This window comes from Pseudomonadota bacterium (assembly GCA_018817425.1).
In the GTDB taxonomy this organism is placed as follows: Bacteria; Desulfobacterota; Desulfobacteria; order Desulfobacterales; family RPRI01; genus RPRI01.
Genome location: JAHITX010000024.1, coordinates 63,715 through 81,092, shown reverse-complemented (window position 1 = coordinate 81,092; position 17,378 = coordinate 63,715). Strand labels below are relative to the sequence as shown.

The window sequence follows — 17,378 nt, the reverse complement described above, 5'->3', positions numbered from 1 at the left end:
ATCAAAAAAATCGCAAATATCAGATTAGCCCGCGGATCAAAACCGCTATGATTAACAGAGCAGCGATTACTATGGCAATACGAGCAGGCTTCACCAGAAAAAGTTCGCGAAATTTAGTCTTAAGTGTCGTGCTGCCTTCGTTAAGGTGCGGGAAAGGTGTATCTTTCGGGATATCACAGTTCAGGAAAGCACATAATGGTTCCCATCCTTCCTTTACGCGAAATACAAGGAGACGATCACCTGATACCGTTTCTTGCACCTTAAGAATATGTCGTTCATAGCCTTCAATAAATGCTTTTCTGTCTCTGGCTGGAGATATAAACTTGTCGCAAAGACTATCCACCAATCGGATAAACCGCCCTAAAGTCGGAATTACATATCCTATGGGACGCAACGGTTTCATCGTTTTAAACAAAGTCATTATGCTTTCATACCAGCGATTCGGGTCCCTGACTGTCAGTACCACTTTGGCATCAGGAAACTCACGGAGAAGATCTGCATAATAAAAACATGCAGGCGCATCAACAGTAGCCTGATAGTCCCGAAAGAGCTTCTTCCAATCCATGGGGCCTTTTTCTTTGACCAGGTCAGTCCATGCTTGTGCGTGACCCTTTTCTCGCGATACATTTTGCATATGGTAACATTGATAGCCGAGCCTGGTAAGCGCAGCCTGCATCGACATAGTTCCAGTTCGTGGGAATCCCGCTCCAATAACTTTCATAGCTATATTTCTCCTATTACCTGAATTTTAAAATAATCTTTTTGTCATTGATAAGATGATTTAAGACTATAACCACATGCGTAATAGCGCGCCCTTTAGTTCTTTAGTTCCTTTCAATTCAAGTCTGACCCTTTTGTTTTTTTATCTTTAAGGCAGTTAAATACTTCTATTGCTTTTTGCTTTGTAACCTCAATACTTTTGCTGTTATCAATTACAGTGGTGGCATGATGTTTTTTCTTCTATCGGCATCTGTGAATAAATCTTATACATTGCACCTGCTTTGGAAATCAAGTCTCTTCCCATAAGCCTTTTTAGTTGGATATTCTCAAGGGTATAAACAAGAATCACATCTTCTAATTTATTATGCATTCCAGCGCGCATTTTGGGACTATGCAGTCTCTTGCTTTAGTCAGTGAAGTAATTTACGGAACTCCAAGCAGGTTTGATGATCCGGCCAGATTTGCTTTCGCACACGGCGGAAATGACGGCGCCCCTTTTTCTGTACCTTTGAAAGTTTATGATGAAAGTATTCGCTTTTTATCCGATGCGGTAAAGAAAGCAAAAATTGGCCAACCATCTGAAGAATTAACACAATTATCGCTATTTCATGAATCAGTTTAGTTTTAAATTTATTGCTTGAATTCAGATCAAGTTCTGCCGGGTGTGCCGGTGTTGCTATATTTTATCGCAAAACAAGCTTGTAAGATTTGACTATCATGGCTGGATGGTATGATTTTTTTACTTTTGCAAGGCCGGGAATGTTCATATCACTTTCTTTGTTAATAAACTTATAACCGTCAAAAAGAGTTTTTGCGCACAGATTATCAAAATACTGATAAAGCCCTTTTATGTTTGTGAAAGCCTTTTCAAAGTGAAGCACGCCCATCTCATTTGTCAGATATGTAGCAATCCCAAAAGCGCTTATTTCCCCGTCAACTTTAAGATATATGCCTTTTAGATCAAGAATATCAATGTGGTTAAGAGTATTTATTATAGCATTCTTTTCACAGGCCAGATCTTCATTGGGATCAGCATCGCAGTCTCTTTCTATGCACCATTTTTCCAGAAAATCAATGCATTCGGCAGATACCTCTGATTTTATTTCTCCTGTTTCAATGCGGTTGTTTGCGACATATTCTCTTTCAAACTGATGGATGAGGTTTCTTTTCTGAGAATAACGATTGCCTTTAAGCTCCGAAAGATCGGATTTAAGATATACGTAATCAGAATATTCTTTTTGCAAACTTATTTTAAAATAAGCCTCAACTTCTTTTTTACCATATGTATCAATGTAGTTGCCGGGCACAAACCAGTAATTATCAAAACCGCTTTCATTGGCTACCTTGTAGAGTTCTTTTGGAGAATATTCCTTTGAAGGTGATATGGGAAGTATAAGGTGGCGGTGTTCTTTCTCTTCCGTAAATTCAGCTCCTATTATCAAAGCGTCATTTTCGATAATTCCGTACGGCCTGTAATATTCATTACTCCATGCTATAAGCGAAGGAAGAGTATAAACGCAAAGCGTGTACCTTTGATTGATAAAATATTTATTTAATGACGCATAGTCCGTATATGTAATTTCTTTCATATTCATGTCAATATCATCAACATAGGTTGTGAATCAGGCATTTTATTAAATCCAAAGTTAGTATAAAAATTGTGTGAATTCCTTTCAGCAATAAGTGCTATCCATTTAATACCGTCATCTTTTAAACGGTCAACCAATTTTTTTAAAATCTCAGCGCCCACACCTTTCTTCCTGTAAGAATCGACAACAGTAAGATCCTGTATATATGCATCGCTTGCCTTATCGCTTATAGCTCTTCCCATACCAATGATTTCATCTTCTTTGCTTGCAATAACAAAGCAATGACTGCCTGCTATAACCTGCCGTACATGCGACGGATTATCCGGGATATCATCATCCCACCAATCTGTCAGGCGGTATATGACTGTTATTTGTCGTATCTGATCTGAAGACGGATCAACCAGGAAAGTATATTTATACATTTTTTTTATTTTAATCTTATGATATGAAAAGTATATTTATACATTTATATTACTAATTTAAAAGGATTGTCAATGATTGAATTAAATCAATCACTTCTTGTAGGAAAAGGATTGCATAGGGAATGCTATGTTCATCCCCACCAAAATGATCTGTGTGTTAAAATCCTTTTTACCAATGACGGACTTAAAGAGGTTGCCCGTGAACAGGCATATTACAAACTTCTTCAAAAACGCAATATTGCCTGGGATATATTGCCCAGATTTTACGGTAATATAGAAACAAATCTTGGGCCAGGTGCGGTTTTTGATTTGATTAAAGATTCTGATGGAAAAGCTTCAAAATCTCTTGAATATTACTTAACTTCTATTGAAGAGACTAAACTGAACTACTCCGGTTTGTCAGAAGCATTTCTTAATCTGAAAAACAGTTTGTTCCATAATAAAATCATTACAATGACGATAAAGGCAAAAAATATTGTTTACAAACGAGTTAACAGCGCAGACGGTGCTCTGATAATCATTGACAATATAGGAAATTCTGATTTTATTCCAATCTCAAATTACATTAATTTTCTTGCAGAAAAAAAGATTTTAAGAAAATGGAACCATTTCGAATCATCGTTGCTGGCACACTATCCTGATAATGATTTGCTAAAAAAGATTATAAACAGTCAAAATAGCTAAACAGATTTATCCTTTCGATTTTTTTTGTGCCGTTTAAGAATTTTTGAAATATGCGGGTTAACCTTTTTTTGAACCAGCTCTTTGCTTAAAACCCTTGCATTACAGTATACCATCAAAAAATTATCTATAAGCTTATCTGAAAGCCCGATTTCTATCATATCAACAATAAACCTTCCAAGGTCCTTTAGCATGGATCTGGCTAATTTTGATTTGGCGAAAGAGGCTCCGTCCAGGTCGATAAGCCAAAATTTTCCGCTGTTCTCATTTACAAGAATGTTCACCCATTTTGTGTCGCCATGACAAAATCCATTGCTATGAAGCTTAGACAATACTAGCGCGAAACGGGGTATAGTATTGTTATTTTCTATCCAGTTCGAAAAGTATTTCATATTTTGTGAAAGATCCATAAGACTTTTTGCTTCTGCAATATATTGGCTGTAAAAATAAGTTGTTCTATTCAACAAATCTTTTTTTTCAACTATATAACCAAGCGGCAAAGCAACCGGAATACCAAGCTCTTTAAAAAAGTGGGTCATATTCCACAAATTTAATGCCCGTTCTTTTTTCATCCACGTTTTTACATAAAATAAAAACCCGTTTGATACAAAACGCTTGGCAACAACATCTCCATCCGGTTCCGAAAGCAAATTAATTGTAATATTTTTATCTTGTTTTAGCGTTATACTGCTTGTCTTAAACCACTTATCCGGGTCGGCATCCTGCATAAACTGTTTTGCAACCGGGCTGTCTTTCAAATATTTGCCATAAAACATTTTATTTTTAAATGATTTGCAGTTAGGTGCAATATAAAATTTGATATTACTCCTTAATATACGAAGGGTTTTTCTTGCATAAACTGTTTGCAGTAATTTCTTCTCGTTATTAATAGAAAATTTCGGATAATTTGATTTATAGGCAGTGAAAAGCCGCATTAAATCTGTTCTGCTTAAAAGATTATGTGAGGCAATTGAAAACTGTGTAAGATTTTTTGCAATCTGAGAGTGCGGAATATATCGCCATTTGCGGTTTCTTTCATTGTCAATAAGGCTGAATCTAAAATTATTATTTTCTTTTTTGACCAACAGATTATTCTGCCTTAAATCGCCATGAACTATTCCAGCCTGATGAAGTTTTCCTATCAGTGATCCAGCGGCCTTGAGCAATAAACGTTTTTCCTTAACCTTTTCAGGAGAAAGAGGTGGAGAGAAATAATTTAATAGATACAGATAAAAACCTATACCATCAAAACCTTGGGTAATGATAAAAACACTTCTATTATTTTTTCCCCAGCAAAGGATTTTCGGGGTGGGCAAGCCGGCAGAAACCAGAATATCCGACTGTTTACGGGCACGTTTGCTTCGGCTTCCATTTAAAAATGCTTTGATTTCTTCAAAATTATTTCTTTGCAGAAACTCTTTGTAAAAAACTTTCTCATCACCTGTTTTTTCAGCAACCACAGAGTTTTTAGAGCTTGTAACCCATTGCCATCCGGCAGGTAAGCTCCTGTTAGCCAGTATCATCGCCTCATCCTGATAATGGTTCGCATATTCTCCGTGAATGAAAAAGTTTTTGGCTTTCATAACATCCGATCTTATACCATGATCTTTAATATTTATTTTTTTAGTCTTGTTTCAATATTAACAGGCACCGCAATAAGCTTTTGTTCAAGCATAATTTTCTCGGTCTCTTTCCATGCATCTACATCTATTTCGCCGAATACTGTTTTCTCGTTAGGTTTCATTAATTGTCTTGTTATATCAAGCTGCTGACGCATAATATCAGAAGATGTATCCCTGTCAAATTTATGAATAGTATCTATAGTTTTGTCTGAATTTGCAGGATCTAAAGCTTCATTCCAGGCTTTTGTTAAAGCCGAAAGAAATGCCTTAACCGTTTCAGGGCGCTGTTTTAGCATATTTTCCGTTGTTATTACAGAATTTGCGACAAAATGAATTCCGTAATCATCAGGATTAAAAAATGAAACCGGTTCTTTTGCTTTTAAAAGTTTATCCGCAACAATAATTCCTTCCGCATTTCTGTAAACAGGCCAAAGCGCAACCCTTCGTTCATAAAAAGGTGTGTAGTCATACCTTACACTGAATAAATTTACTTCTTCTTCTCTTATGTCATGTTTTGACAAAAGAGCTTTCATAATTGTTTCATCATTTCCGCCAAAAGTAATTCCTATTGTTTTGCCCTTTATATCTTCTATTTTGTCAATCCTATTTTCACCCGACCGGTATATCCATTGAAGCGGATTTAGCTGAAATAGCTGCGCAAGCACAACGATTGGAGATCCTTTTGAAACAGCTCTTATAACCTGATCCGCAGAAGCAACACCAAACTGGGCATGGCCTATTTCAAGTTCTTTTATTGCATCCCGTTCCGGCCCGCCTTCTTTTACTTCAACTTCAAGACCTTCTTTAGCAAAAAAACCGTGAGCATCGGCATAAATATCTCCGGCAACACTTGTGTTAAAGAGCCATTTAAGCCTGTAAGCGACTTTTGTCATATCCTTGTTTTTTTCGGTGCAACCCGAAGGCATGAAAATTGTAATAAGCGTCACCAATAAAACAATAATTCGTAAATTATTCTTCATATTTTGTAACGACTCAGGTTGTTAGGTTCACGGTTCACAGTTGATTGCCTTGAGATCATCATATTTTTTGAGATAGTTAATCCACGAACTACAGCATCTTGTATCTGCTTCTTCAGCCCATAGTCCGTAGCAAATCCAGGTTTCTTTGTCAGTCGATACACTTTACGAGTCAATTCACGTGCCAGTTGCCAAGCTTCAATGTCTTCAAAATGATCAATTTTCATCGCTCTCCAACCTTGAACTGTGAACCTGAGTGGTTACCATATGCCCCCCAGCTTCTTACCAGTATGTTGCCAAGCCATTCTAAAAAAGCCAGATAAAGCGAGGTGAATATTCCTATCAGAAAAAGCGCAATCAGAATTTTGGAAAGATCACTCTGGTATAAAGCTATACGAATACTGTAGCCTATTCCTGAACTTGCTCCGATAAACTCGGCAACTATGGTTCCGACCATTGCAAGGGTTGCACTTCCGGAAATTACTGTTATAAGCTTGTTCATGTTTTCAAAAGCTCTTATCTTTGTCTCAAGCTGCCATCTCATTTTGCCGGAATGCACATAAAAGTGTTCTATGTCTGTAACCGGTTCGGCAAGTACTCCTATAAATGATAGAAGCAAAGGGAAATAGCATATCATGGCTGCAATCAAAAGCCTTGAAGAAAGTCCGTCACCCAGCAGAATAAAAATTATCGGGGCAACAGCAACAATTGGATATGCCTGAATATTAAAAGCTGCGGTTTTAATAAATGACCCTGTCCAGTTAGATAATCTGCTTATTATTCCAACTATGGTTGCCATAATAATAGAAAGCACATGCCCGATTATAGCTACAGATAAAGTATTTAATACATCCGGAATATATCTTAAAAAAACTTTGTGTGCTGTCTCATAAATCTCTACAGGGCTGGGAATAACATAATCGGAAAGATTCAAAACTACTTTTATAAGAAATAAAAAAGCGAGCCCTAAAATATAAACAAGTATAAACTGATATAAGCGTTTATGAAGCACTTACAATCTCCAGCATTGTTTTTTCAAGTTCTTTTCTGTCAATAGATTTTCCCTTAGTATTATCCTGACCTGAAATGGTAGCTGCCTGGGGGCTTTTCTTAAAACTTCTTAACACTATAATGTTTTTGCAAAACATGGAAACTTCGGCAACGCTGTGAGAAATGTAAATAAAGGTTTTTGTAGGATACATATCCTTTATTTTAAAAATGATCTGCTCGCGTGTTGCTTCATCCACATTGGCAAGACTTTCATCCATTATTAAACAGTCAAAATCCTGCAATAGATATCTTGCAAGGTTTATTCTATTGCGCTGGCCGAGAGAAAGGCGTGAAAACCCGGATTCCATAAAAGCCGAAAGACCGAAGGACTCAATAATTTCATCGATTTTGCCTTTATTTTTTTCCGGCGTTATTTTTAAAATATGCTCACCAATGCTTGACCATCCGGGAAGTCTTTCAAGATTATAGGAATAAAATATTTTTTTTGCCCCATTATATTTAATTTTACCTTCAAATCCGCTTAACTGGCCTGCAATCATCCGCGCAAGAGTTGATTTGCCGACTCCGGACAGTCCGAATAATGAATGAAATCCCGATTCTTCGATTTTGCAATTCAAATCAATAAAAACCGGATATTGCGTACCGGGATATTTATAATTTATGTTTTTACATTCAAGCATGTTAAATATTCTTAATTACTTCAGCAAGATAATGTTCAACAGGTGCAAATTCGTCTTTTAATACAGGAATATCACAAGCTATTTTATCTTTCCAATAATGGGCAAGATATCTATTTAGCTCCGGGGCACTGCTTGTTAATGTACCGGCTTTGTCGGATTTAACTGCAATTATTATCAAATTTTGCAATTCTTCCGGCTGCATAGGATGCTGGACAGGAAAAACATAAACATGGGGAAAAACCGATTTAATTGTTACATACGCTGCACGGAAAAATTTGCCCTTATCACCGTTTATGGCTGAATATAGATTTGTGACCATTACGCCATTTTCATTAAGCAAAGCCGATGCTTCCTGCATTGCTTCTTTCGTTGTTAAATGAAAAGGCGGTGAAGCACTTGATTTAAATACATCTATAAAAATCACATCATATTTTGTTGTGGCACGCCTTAAATAAGTTCTTCCATCCTCATGGATGCTTCTTATCCTTGGATCATCTTTAAAATAAAAATATTTTTTTGCAAGTAAAGTAAAGTTCGGGTCTATTTCAATTACATCAATTATATTATCAGGATTTCGCCTTATATAATCTCTTGCAACCGTATATGCGCCACCTCCTATTAGAAGAGCTTTTTGATTTTGAGGGCAAAAGTGTTCTGCCAGGCGGTAAAATTTAAGATAGTCGAAAAAAAGTTCATCAGGTTCTCCAATCACAACGGCCGATTGCCCCCAACTTTTGTCAACACGCAAAAAACGTATTGTTTTGCCTGAATTGGAGTCCTTTATTTCCTCAATTATAACCCGGTTATATTTTGTATCAATATCGGCAACAATGTTTTCCGAACCTTTTGCCTGAAAAAAATATGCTGAAATTAATATGGCTGCAAAAATAATTGCAGGAATTTTTGCAGCCTTAAGCCTATATCCGGACAAAGCCAGCAGATAAACGGCAAAAAGTACTAAGGAAAGAAAAAACAAAATATCGCGGCTTCCGAGAAATGAAATTAAAAAAAATCCTGTAGCAAATGTCCCGATTATACTTCCCACAGTGGATATTGCATAGAGCTTTCCAACTGTTGCGCCCGAATGCTCAATATCTTCCAACCTGAGTCTTATGGCGTAAGGAGAAACTGTACCAAGCAGAATGCTTGCAGGTGCAAAAAGTATAGTCGAAGCTATAACAGCTCCAAGCCTGATATCCTGTACTGATCTGCCGATAATATCAAGAACCGGCGTTTTTATAATGGCTATGATTCCGACAAGTACTGCACACAAAAAAAGAAGAAGTGAAAAAGTCTTGTAGCCAAGCTTTTTATCGGCAAGTCGTCCGCCCCAGTAATAACCTATGCTCAAGCTTGCCAGTATAACTCCTATAAGACTTGTCCAGACATATATGGAAGTTCCGAGATAGGGGGCAACAATTCTCGATCCGACAAGCTCAAGCGCCATCACAACAGCGCCTGTAAGAAAAACAATTATTTCAAGCCGGTATTTATTCATTTGTTATTGCTTCTTCCTCCGGTTAGTTGGGAGAAAGGTGCCCGGGATTCAAGGGTTCAGTTGTTTAAAGCTCTTCTTACAGGATCAGTTTAAATTTACTTAATGTCCTGTTTAACATGGCATTCGCTGCACATTACCGGACCGGCTTTTTCCTGTTCATGGCATCCTTTGCAGCGTTGATGATATTTGTTCACAAGAGGTACGGGATCTTTATCAATAATATGACATTCGGAACACTTCATATCTTCCGATGTTTCATCTTCAACTTTTACTTTGTCTTTATAAAAATGATGGCATGTGCTGCAATCTTCAATATCAGCATTTTCGTTATGTTCATCATGGTTAAAAACCGGATCAGGCCTCATTTTTTTTGTAAATGCAGGGTCCTGAACATATTTTATATCTTCCTGTGAATAGGCAGCTGTATATATAAAGATAATTGACAAAATAATTATCGAAAACAGTCCCCAAAACTTCCTTCTCATAAGTAATACCTCATTATATATTGCGTATTATTCCGGCTTTTCCATAGTTTCATATATAATATCGCCAAGAAATTTCAAATCCATATCAAGCTTGTAGTGATGAATAATGTCTTCAAGTCCTCCGTGACAGTTATGGCATGGAGCGATAATCGTTTGAGCGCCTTTTGCCTTTGCTGCAGCCAATTGCTCTGCTTTAATTTTGTCTCCGTCTATTCGCGCCTTTTTATAAGGAGGGCCGCAGTTTATAACACCGCCGCCTGCACAGCAGCAGTAATTGTGCTCACGGTTCGGATGCATTTCAATCAGTGTTTCACAGGTTGCATTTGTAACAAAACGCCCCATCTCATGAAGGCCTCTTCCGCGAACTGTATTGCAAGGGTCATGGAATGTAACCGGTTTCTCATATTTTTTGATTATGTTAATCTTTTTGTCCCTTATAAGCTGGTAGTAGAATTCAATTGCATGAACTACTTCTATGGGTGACATTTTCCATGCAAGCGCCCTGTTGCCGACGTCATGGACCGAGCGGAAAGCATGGCCGCATTCACCCATTACAATTTTTTTAACTTTCAGTCTTGCAGCAGATTCAAAATGCACTTTTTTTAATCTTGCCATCATTTCAAAATCGCCGGTAAACATACACATGTCGCTGTTATCCCATCCAGGAGTAGCAGGCATCGTCCAGTTAACACCGGCAGCATGCATTATAACTGCCGCCTGATATATAAGCTGTGCGCGAAACTTGGGTTCCGGGCCGATAACGGAATAGAAGATATCGGCGCCCTCTTTATCAATCGGTATCCGCAAATCGGGTATTTCGGCGCGAGCTTCATCTTCCTGCCACATAAGACTGTCTATCCATTCATCGTCTTTAACCCACATCTGGTTTGCCGTAGCTGAATGGCTGTGTGCGGTATCCTGTATATACTGAGGAGTAATTCCCAGTTTGTGGCATATTCTTCTGACAGTTAAAAGCAAGTAGGCAATATCAATTCCAAAAGGGCAATACATTACACAACGTCGGCAGAGATTGCATTCGGTTGAAGCAATTTCAGATGCGCGTTTCATGAACTCGACATCAACCTTACCCTTTTTCTTTAATATTTCCCATACGGTCTGCTTTACCTTGCCAGCCGGGGAATATTTCGGATCTTTATCATGTGAAAGATAATAATGGCATGCCTCACTGCAAAGCCCGCAGTGAGCACAGATATCAACATATGTTTTAAGCCGGGCGCCTCCCTCGGCTTTTAATACACTGTTTATAACCTTTTCTATTTTTTCAGGAGTTAGTTTCGCCGCCCCCCCGACAATTCCTTCATCGGTTATTTCTTTGGCGGCATTAATTACGGTTTCAGACATTATATTGTCTCCTTGGGAAAGAGTCTTGTATAGTTTTACCAGTCTTTTGCATTACGTATTGCTCCAAATTCCGAACCCATATACCCTCTTGAAATCGGGAAAAAAAGCATATGGCTTAAACGGGTAAAAGGTATGGAAACCAGCATGATTTCTCCGGACAGGATGTGTAAGATTCCCATAATATTGTATCCTGCAAACTGGTGATAAGTCCAGAAGCCTGTAATAAAAGGTGCTGCAACCAAAGCAAGTATAATAAAATCGGAAGCAGACGTAAGGTATTTCACCTCCGGCCGGACAATTCTTCTTATGAGAAAATAAACACATGAAGCAATGACAATGACTGTCATAATATCAGCAGTAGTATCTGATATAAACCACCAGCTTATATTCCACGATTGTTTAATAAGAATTATATGAGCAAAAAGAAAAAGAGGAGCAAGAATTATGCAGATATGGAACGCAAACGCAACAGTAGTAAATACAGGTTGTTTTTTCATGCTCTCGCTTCCAAAAGGGGTTAACCAGTGAAAGACAGAACGAAGTGCATGATACGGGCTCATATAATTGTATATAAAAGGATCTTTTTTTCTGGCAAGTAAAGCCATGGAGATAAATCTATAAATACATCCTGCCGCAAATAAAATGAAAGAAGCCCAGACCATAGGGCCGCTGACAAAATTATAAATGTCATGCATAACTTACTTTCCTTTCAACCCTTAATATCGCTAACGGGGATAACACGTCTAAAATATTTATTTTCATTGCTCCCGGATTCTATTGCTCTGATTAAAATCTTTTTTGAGTCAGGACTAAATACCGGATTCCATACTGCTGCAAAATCTTCTTTTAAAGGTTTGCCGTTAACGACTATTGTATAACTGCCGTTTTTTTCAACCTTCGCAGCAACATTATTACTGTCAGGACTGAAAACAGGTTTCCAGGCCATGTCATATTCATCCCAAGTATTTCCATCAACAGCAACCGTCCATTTATTATTGTCTTTCCCAAGACATGCAACTTTTCTTCCATCAGGGCTGAAAACGGCATCCGTAACCATATCGGCAAAGGTTATATCCCAAGTATTTCCATCAACAGAAATAGTCCACCTGCCGAACTGAGGAGCAACAATCGCCGCAATTTTATTTCCATCTTTGCTGTAGATATGGTGCCAGAGTTGTTCGAATTGTTTATTCCATAAAATTTGCCCGTCTTTTGCCAGAAACCATTTTCCGGAAGAACGAACAGGAGCAGAAACGGAAGCATCTTTCGGGCTAAACACCGGTTCCCAAACAGAGGCAAAGCTTTTATCCCAGGCAATTCCATCTATGGCAATTGTGTAATCATAAAGGCTCGTCCTTATTCCTGCAGCAACCTTTTTGCCATCAGGACTAAAAACAACATCCCATACATTTACGAAATTTTTATTCCATACTACTCCGTCAACTACCGCCGCGTAACAACCTTCCTGGAATTTGAATATTTCAGCTTCTTTAAAGGCAACAGTCTGTGCCACAGCACCAACCCTTTTGCCATCATTGCTAACCGCAAGGCCGGTCAAATTTAAAAAAATATTTTCCCAGGGCACATCGTTTACTACGGCAAAATATTTTCCCTCTTTCTGCGCCATATAGATTATGTTTTTTCCATCATCGCCAAAACGGGTATCCCATGCGAAATCGTATTTATCTTCTACGGTTTCCCCGTTTACGGCAAGAGCCCATTCCATGGAATCCGAAACAAAAGCCGTTAGTCTGCCATCCGGCGAATATCTTGGATACCAGATTCTGTCGAAAGCATTTTCCCATGCAACGCCATTTTCGCACATGGTAAAAACCTCATCATCGGGAACCTGAATTACAGCTGCTATTTTTTCACCATCTGAACTTACATAAGGTTCTTCCACCCATTGATATGTATTTTTCCAGTCTGAGATATCAGCAATTAATTTCTTACCGATATCCCAGTCCCAACCGGAAATGTTGTCCATTATTATTTCTCCTTCTGCTACACCATTATAATTTTACATGATGGCTGATCTTTTATTGTATTCTATCAAATGATACAAATCTTTTTTCTAGCTCAAAACCATCCTTATGTAAAGCCCTTTCTAATAAACTGTATATTTTTAACATACACTAATATCAATAGAATCATATATATGTTGCCAATAGAATCTCAATTATGGTATTGATAACTCTACAATATTAGATGATAAAAGAAATTCGTTTAATCTATTGTCAGGTGTTGGTTTCAGGAATCACGTTAAAACATAAAATGGAATTAAACGCTTGAAATTAAATAGTTGCCTGCCTAAAAAAACAAAATGAATAATTAACAAGTTGGATAATATCAAAGAGAACTTTCAGTATAACTTAAATATGGATTTCATAGATTTCTCTCTTTCAAAATCAGGAGTTATGACAACTCGCTTCTGGGGTGCTTATTTTAAGTTGAAAAACGACATCAGAAGCATATTCCCCTATATAAACGCATCCCTGACCGATGCCAGGTTTCATGATCGTCCGGAATACATACAGTTTAATTTTAATGATATTAAATGTAGTCTTTATCCCAAAGAGCTGATAGCTGCATCTTTTTTAAACAAACAGGCAGCCCTTGATTTTTTTAAGCAGTTGATGGATTACATTGATGATCTATATCGCAAACGATATTTTATACAACCCGATTATCGAAGATACCGTCCACCTTCTGTTATCGACATTTTAAAGCTTCTGCCAAAAACTAATTGTAAAAAATGCGGATATGCCACATGTATGGCGTTTGCATCAGCCCTGCGTAATGGAGAAACCAAGCCCGATTATTGTATGGAGTTTGCTGCGCCCATCAACATAAGCAAGGTATATCCGGTTTTTGACGACAAAGGCGATCTTGCTTCTACTATTACAATCGATTTTGATGTGCCGGAAGAATCTTCTCCGGCTTTTCCTGCACACCACATTGAACAAACCGACTATGAAACAAATGGCATACCTGACACGGGAGATGCAATAATAGACGAGAATGGTATCAAAAACGATACCGGTAACAATAGTACCATTGCTGATTTTTTTGATACGGATGAAAAAACGGGCATCCCGCCGTTAAGCCTGCGTGAAATCCAGGTGCTTAAATATATAACCAATGGTTACACAAACCCTGAAATAGCAAAGATTCTGGGCATCAGCCCCCACACCGTAAAAAGTCATGTGGTCCACATTTTTAATAAGATTGGAGTAAATGACCGGACCCAGGCTGCCGTCTGGGCGACACGGTATAACATTATGGATGAAAATTGATAACTCCTCCTTATTCCCTACATTAAGCAAAAATCCCGGCAATTATTCATCCTGCTGTAGTGTCCCATGCCTTTTTTTAAAAAAAATTACACCAAATCCCCCATTTGGGTGATGTAAACAAAGCTTAATTGTGCTTTCATACATCAATGTTTAAATTCCCTTTTTGACCTCAGGCAAATAAATAAGCAGGTTTTGCACAGAATCACACGGCCAACCTGAATTTTTAAATAAAAGGAGATATCAAAAAATGAAACACCCTGAAAATACTATTGAAATATTAAAATTACTTGACAAATCCAACTGCCGGGCATGCGGTTTTGCTACCTGTCTGGTTTTTGCCATTGCAGTGTTTAAAGGTGAAAAAAACCTTGGAGACTGTCCAAAGGTCGATCCGGAAATTGCCAAAGAGTATTGCAGTACCACACCCCCAAAATCCGGTACCTCCACGGAAACTCAGGAAGACGGGATACTCCTGCTTCAAAAGCAAATCAGCGAAATTGATCTGGCTTCGGCTGCAGACCGCACCGGAGGCAGATATATCAAAGGCCAATTGATAATCAAGGTTTTGGGGAAAGACTTTTATGTGAATTCGCAGGGGCAGTTATCTTCAGATATCCATATCAACCAATGGGTTGCAGGTCCTGTGCTTAATTACGTACTAAAAGCACAGGGAGTCTCTCCGGGTGATACATGGGTTCCTTTGCGGGAACTTGAAAGAGGAAAAGAGTGGGATAGTTTTTTTGTAAAACGCTGCGAAGAGCCATTAAAAAAAATTGCAGACAATTATACTGAGTTTTTTAAAGATCTGGTCTATGTTTTCAACGGAAAGCAGGTTCAAAATCATTATCAATCTGATGTTTCGATAGTTTTGCATCCATTGCCCAAAGTCCCTCTTCTGATTTGCTACTGGAAAGCGGAAGAGGGTCTGCCGTCTACCCTGAACCTTTTTTTTGATGTTAACGTAGAAAAAAATCTTCCAATTGAATCAGTATATACTATCGGCACGGGTCTTGCCGTGATGTTCGGAAAGCTTGCTCAAAGGCATGGATAATGATTATTCAGGATGCAAGTATTGAAGACATACAAATTCTGGCAATCCATCACAGAAAAATGTTTGAAGAAATTTGGGAACAAAAAGGTCTCAAAATTGAAATTGCTAAAACCAAGGAACTTGAATCTGCATATGCTGATAAAATCATCAAACAAATTCCGGAAGGAGTTTGTAAGGCCTGGGTTATAAAAAACGATGATGAGATTATTGCCAGTGGAGCCATTACAGTCTTAAGTTTTGTTCCTGTTCCATCCGATTTAAGTCATAACATTGCATACTTGCATAGCATGTACACAGAAAAGAGCCATCGGCAGAATAAATGTGCGCAGATGATAGTTGATAGAGCAATTCAATATTGTAAAAAAAATGGAATCCGTCGGGTTATTCTCAATGCGAGTGATGCTGGTAAGCCAATTTATGAAAAAGCAGGTTTTATATCTTCACCGGAGACAATGAGGCTGTTTATTAAATAAAAAAGCCTCTACTTCTTTATTTGCCAATAGATATCAAGAAATCAAAGAACATAACATCATATAGAGATTGCCAATGTAATCTTAATTAATGTGACAAGGAAACAAGATTATCGTTGCCATCAAATTTAAACGGCTCCCAATCTGAAACCCTTTTTAAATCGGGGTTTGATTCAATTTCTTCTTCAAGAGCTTTTGAAACCTGTATCAGATCAAGGTGTTTGGTATCTCTTATTCTTACAATGCGGCAATCTTGCAATGATTCAAGGCCGAGTGTTTTTGCACAAACCTCAAGGCATTTGCGGTCTGTGCCGAAATGAATCGGGATAGCAGCTTTTTCCGGGGAAATGGCCGCTATGGCATTGGTGTATGTTTTATTCATATCAAGGCTGTTTACAAGGCGGGTAGTAGTTATATCGGCAAGTCCTATTCCATTACCGTTTCCATCAGAACCGGGAGAGAAATCTCTTACAAAAATTCGCTTTGCATGAGGAGAAGTATAAAAATCTCCGACAATATCTCTGTGCCTTCCTGTGATATTGGAATCCATGCCTATGCCGCTTATATCCTTTCCGAAAAAATCAATGATCAGAAGATCAAGAAAATCAAAGGCAATACTTCCCATCATATTTCTTGCCTGTATTAAAAGCTCTTTTTCGCGACTAATAATATTGTGGGGTTGTATCACCTCAATCTTTGAAAGGTTACCATAACCGTCTTCTATAAGAGCGATTCCAAACAAGATATTTAGTTTGTTAATAATATAATCGGCAGTTTCTTCAATAATACCAAAGCCGTGTTGTACAGCAAAATTGTGAAAAGCCGACGCACCTTTTTCTTTTCCAAGCCCTATGGCAAGCATTTTACAAAGCCCGCTTTCAATATCAGCCGTAAATTTTGTATGAGGTTTAATTCTGTTGATTATAACAATATGATTGGCTGAAAGTGCTTTTTTTGAAAAATTGATATCTAAACCACAAGATAGTTTGCCGATGCTATCTGTTTCCATGTCCGGACAAACCGGAATTCCAATTGCGCCTTCACTTATTTTTAGTTTTTCAAGTATATTTTTCTGGCCTTCGGCATTTGCCCCGCCATGACTTCCCATAGCCGGAATTATAAAAGGCTTTAATCCAAGATTTTCAAGAAATCTTGCACAGCTATAAACAACTGAATCTATTTTATCTATTCCCCTGCTGCCCACAGCAACAGCAACAGTTTCTCCCGGTTTGATTTTACCGGAAAAAGATATAGTGGAAAAGGCGGATTCAAGCTCGCTTTTAATATCATTTACAGGTGATTTATACAGCTTCTGTGATACGAGAGCTGTCTCCGGATATATAACAGTGTCTAAAGATAACATTATTTATAGGTGATTATTAATCTGAATGGAAAGTAAGATAACGCTATATTGGAAAAGACAAAAACCCCCTTTTGAATCTGATTAGCAAAAATCAGATCACAAATTGAGCAGATGTAAATTGAAGACACCAATACAAATCAAGACATGCTGC

20 protein-coding genes are annotated in these 17,378 nt (G+C 37.9%); 5 read left to right on the top strand and 15 right to left on the bottom strand.

Annotated features, from left to right (window positions below; translation table 11 throughout):
• Positions 1-19 precede the first annotated feature (19 nt).
• On the bottom strand, positions 20-721 hold the full coding sequence (locus KKC46_05775; protein ID MBU1053324.1) for a sulfotransferase: 702 nt from the start codon (positions 719-721) through the stop codon (positions 20-22).
• A gap of 207 nt (positions 722-928) precedes the next feature.
• On the bottom strand, positions 929-1,090 hold the full coding sequence (locus KKC46_05770) for a dephospho-CoA kinase (GenBank protein ID MBU1053323.1): 162 nt from the start codon (positions 1,088-1,090) through the stop codon (positions 929-931).
• Here KKC46_05770 and KKC46_05765 point away from each other — a divergent pair.
• The gene (locus KKC46_05765; protein ID MBU1053322.1) at positions 1,085-1,342 is read left to right on the top strand and encodes a DUF763 domain-containing protein; all 258 of its coding nucleotides are present in this window, start codon (positions 1,085-1,087) and stop codon (positions 1,340-1,342) included. The two genes, KKC46_05770 and KKC46_05765, sit on opposite strands and share 6 nt — an antisense overlap.
• 61 nt (positions 1,343-1,403) lie before the next feature.
• Here the strand turns inward: KKC46_05765 and KKC46_05760 are convergent, their stop codons facing one another.
• Complete coding sequence (locus tag KKC46_05760; protein ID MBU1053321.1) at positions 1,404-2,315, bottom strand: DUF2156 domain-containing protein; 912 nt, start codon at positions 2,313-2,315, stop codon at positions 1,404-1,406.
• Positions 2,312-2,731, bottom strand: a complete 420-nt coding sequence (locus tag KKC46_05755; GenBank protein ID MBU1053320.1) for a GNAT family N-acetyltransferase — start codon at positions 2,729-2,731, stop codon at positions 2,312-2,314. Before KKC46_05755 ends, KKC46_05760 begins: the two co-directional genes overlap by 4 nt.
• Positions 2,732-2,803: 72 nt before the next feature.
• Between KKC46_05755 and KKC46_05750 the strand changes: the two genes are divergently transcribed.
• Complete coding sequence (locus tag KKC46_05750) at positions 2,804-3,415, top strand: hypothetical protein (GenBank protein ID MBU1053319.1); 612 nt, start codon at positions 2,804-2,806, stop codon at positions 3,413-3,415.
• Here KKC46_05750 and KKC46_05745 read toward each other — a convergent pair.
• The 10 genes from KKC46_05745 to KKC46_05700 all read right to left on the bottom strand — a co-directional run bounded on the left by KKC46_05745 (position 3,412) and on the right by KKC46_05700 (position 13,034).
• Positions 3,412-4,995: a lipopolysaccharide kinase InaA family protein gene (locus KKC46_05745; protein ID MBU1053318.1), complete on the bottom strand. Its 1,584-nt coding sequence runs from the start codon at positions 4,993-4,995 to the stop codon at positions 3,412-3,414. The genes KKC46_05750 and KKC46_05745 overlap by 4 nt on opposite strands.
• 32 nt (positions 4,996-5,027) lie before the next feature.
• Complete coding sequence (locus tag KKC46_05740) at positions 5,028-6,014, bottom strand: ABC transporter substrate-binding protein (GenBank protein MBU1053317.1); 987 nt, start codon at positions 6,012-6,014, stop codon at positions 5,028-5,030.
• Positions 6,011-6,238, bottom strand: a complete 228-nt coding sequence (locus KKC46_05735; protein MBU1053316.1) for a four helix bundle protein — start codon at positions 6,236-6,238, stop codon at positions 6,011-6,013. Before KKC46_05735 ends, KKC46_05740 begins: the two co-directional genes overlap by 4 nt.
• The gene (locus tag KKC46_05730) at positions 6,235-7,023 is read right to left on the bottom strand and encodes an ABC transporter permease subunit (GenBank protein MBU1053315.1); all 789 of its coding nucleotides are present in this window, start codon (positions 7,021-7,023) and stop codon (positions 6,235-6,237) included. The genes KKC46_05735 and KKC46_05730 overlap by 4 nt, the downstream gene beginning before the upstream one ends.
• Positions 7,013-7,702, bottom strand: a complete 690-nt coding sequence (locus tag KKC46_05725; GenBank protein ID MBU1053314.1) for an ATP-binding cassette domain-containing protein — start codon at positions 7,700-7,702, stop codon at positions 7,013-7,015. The genes KKC46_05730 and KKC46_05725 overlap by 11 nt, the downstream gene beginning before the upstream one ends.
• A gap of 1 nt (position 7,703) precedes the next feature.
• On the bottom strand, positions 7,704-9,200 hold the full coding sequence (locus KKC46_05720) for a fused MFS/spermidine synthase (GenBank protein ID MBU1053313.1): 1,497 nt from the start codon (positions 9,198-9,200) through the stop codon (positions 7,704-7,706).
• A 95-nt stretch (positions 9,201-9,295) separates the two neighbouring features.
• The gene (locus tag KKC46_05715; protein MBU1053312.1) at positions 9,296-9,685 is read right to left on the bottom strand and encodes a cytochrome c family protein; all 390 of its coding nucleotides are present in this window, start codon (positions 9,683-9,685) and stop codon (positions 9,296-9,298) included.
• A 27-nt stretch (positions 9,686-9,712) separates the two neighbouring features.
• Positions 9,713-11,047, bottom strand: a complete 1,335-nt coding sequence (locus KKC46_05710) for a (Fe-S)-binding protein (GenBank protein MBU1053311.1) — start codon at positions 11,045-11,047, stop codon at positions 9,713-9,715.
• Positions 11,048-11,082: 35 nt separating this feature from the next.
• Complete coding sequence (locus tag KKC46_05705) at positions 11,083-11,742, bottom strand: respiratory nitrate reductase subunit gamma (protein ID MBU1053310.1); 660 nt, start codon at positions 11,740-11,742, stop codon at positions 11,083-11,085.
• Between the two features lie 14 nt (positions 11,743-11,756).
• The gene (locus tag KKC46_05700) at positions 11,757-13,034 is read right to left on the bottom strand and encodes a WD40 repeat domain-containing protein (GenBank protein MBU1053309.1); all 1,278 of its coding nucleotides are present in this window, start codon (positions 13,032-13,034) and stop codon (positions 11,757-11,759) included.
• A gap of 787 nt (positions 13,035-13,821) precedes the next feature.
• Here KKC46_05700 and KKC46_05695 point away from each other — a divergent pair.
• The 3 genes from KKC46_05695 to KKC46_05685 all read left to right on the top strand — a co-directional run bounded on the left by KKC46_05695 (position 13,822) and on the right by KKC46_05685 (position 15,867).
• Positions 13,822-14,343: a helix-turn-helix transcriptional regulator gene (locus tag KKC46_05695; GenBank protein MBU1053308.1), complete on the top strand. Its 522-nt coding sequence runs from the start codon at positions 13,822-13,824 to the stop codon at positions 14,341-14,343.
• A 247-nt stretch (positions 14,344-14,590) separates the two neighbouring features.
• On the top strand, positions 14,591-15,394 hold the full coding sequence (locus KKC46_05690) for a DUF3786 domain-containing protein (GenBank protein ID MBU1053307.1): 804 nt from the start codon (positions 14,591-14,593) through the stop codon (positions 15,392-15,394).
• Positions 15,395-15,453: 59 nt separating this feature from the next.
• Positions 15,454-15,867: a GNAT family N-acetyltransferase gene (locus KKC46_05685; GenBank protein MBU1053306.1), complete on the top strand. Its 414-nt coding sequence runs from the start codon at positions 15,454-15,456 to the stop codon at positions 15,865-15,867.
• Positions 15,868-15,952: 85 nt separating this feature from the next.
• Here KKC46_05685 and KKC46_05680 read toward each other — a convergent pair whose 3' ends face one another.
• Positions 15,953-17,227: a DUF2088 domain-containing protein gene (locus KKC46_05680; protein ID MBU1053305.1), complete on the bottom strand. Its 1,275-nt coding sequence runs from the start codon at positions 17,225-17,227 to the stop codon at positions 15,953-15,955.
• Between the last annotated feature and the right edge of the window lie 151 nt (positions 17,228-17,378).

Bases quoted from the DNA above. Each gene is read 5' to 3' on its own strand.
- KKC46_05685 (MBU1053306.1), top strand. From the start codon at position 15,454: ATGTTTGAAGAAATTTGGGAACAAAAAGGTCTCAAAATTGAAATTGCT.
- KKC46_05775 (MBU1053324.1), bottom strand. From the start codon at position 721: ATGAAAGTTATTGGAGCGGGATTCCCACGAACTGGAACTATGTCGATG.
- KKC46_05710 (MBU1053311.1), bottom strand. From the start codon at position 11,047: ATGTCTGAAACCGTAATTAATGCCGCCAAAGAAATAACCGATGAAGGA.
- KKC46_05680 (MBU1053305.1), bottom strand. From the start codon at position 17,227: ATGTTATCTTTAGACACTGTTATATATCCGGAGACAGCTCTCGTATCA.
- KKC46_05740 (MBU1053317.1), bottom strand. From the start codon at position 6,014: ATGAAGAATAATTTACGAATTATTGTTTTATTGGTGACGCTTATTACA.
- KKC46_05690 (MBU1053307.1), top strand. From the start codon at position 14,591: ATGAAACACCCTGAAAATACTATTGAAATATTAAAATTACTTGACAAA.
- KKC46_05715 (MBU1053312.1), bottom strand. From the start codon at position 9,685: ATGAGAAGGAAGTTTTGGGGACTGTTTTCGATAATTATTTTGTCAATT.
- KKC46_05770 (MBU1053323.1), bottom strand. From the start codon at position 1,090: ATGCATAATAAATTAGAAGATGTGATTCTTGTTTATACCCTTGAGAAT.
- KKC46_05695 (MBU1053308.1), top strand. From the start codon at position 13,822: ATGGCGTTTGCATCAGCCCTGCGTAATGGAGAAACCAAGCCCGATTAT.
- KKC46_05700 (MBU1053309.1), bottom strand. From the start codon at position 13,034: ATGGACAACATTTCCGGTTGGGACTGGGATATCGGTAAGAAATTAATT.
- KKC46_05755 (MBU1053320.1), bottom strand. From the start codon at position 2,731: ATGTATAAATATACTTTCCTGGTTGATCCGTCTTCAGATCAGATACGA.
- KKC46_05745 (MBU1053318.1), bottom strand. From the start codon at position 4,995: ATGAAAGCCAAAAACTTTTTCATTCACGGAGAATATGCGAACCATTAT.
- KKC46_05705 (MBU1053310.1), bottom strand. From the start codon at position 11,742: ATGCATGACATTTATAATTTTGTCAGCGGCCCTATGGTCTGGGCTTCT.
- KKC46_05720 (MBU1053313.1), bottom strand. From the start codon at position 9,200: ATGAATAAATACCGGCTTGAAATAATTGTTTTTCTTACAGGCGCTGTT.
- KKC46_05760 (MBU1053321.1), bottom strand. From the start codon at position 2,315: ATGAATATGAAAGAAATTACATATACGGACTATGCGTCATTAAATAAA.
- KKC46_05765 (MBU1053322.1), top strand. From the start codon at position 1,085: ATGCATTCCAGCGCGCATTTTGGGACTATGCAGTCTCTTGCTTTAGTC.
- KKC46_05735 (MBU1053316.1), bottom strand. From the start codon at position 6,238: ATGAAAATTGATCATTTTGAAGACATTGAAGCTTGGCAACTGGCACGT.
- KKC46_05725 (MBU1053314.1), bottom strand. From the start codon at position 7,702: ATGCTTGAATGTAAAAACATAAATTATAAATATCCCGGTACGCAATAT.
- KKC46_05750 (MBU1053319.1), top strand. From the start codon at position 2,804: ATGATTGAATTAAATCAATCACTTCTTGTAGGAAAAGGATTGCATAGG.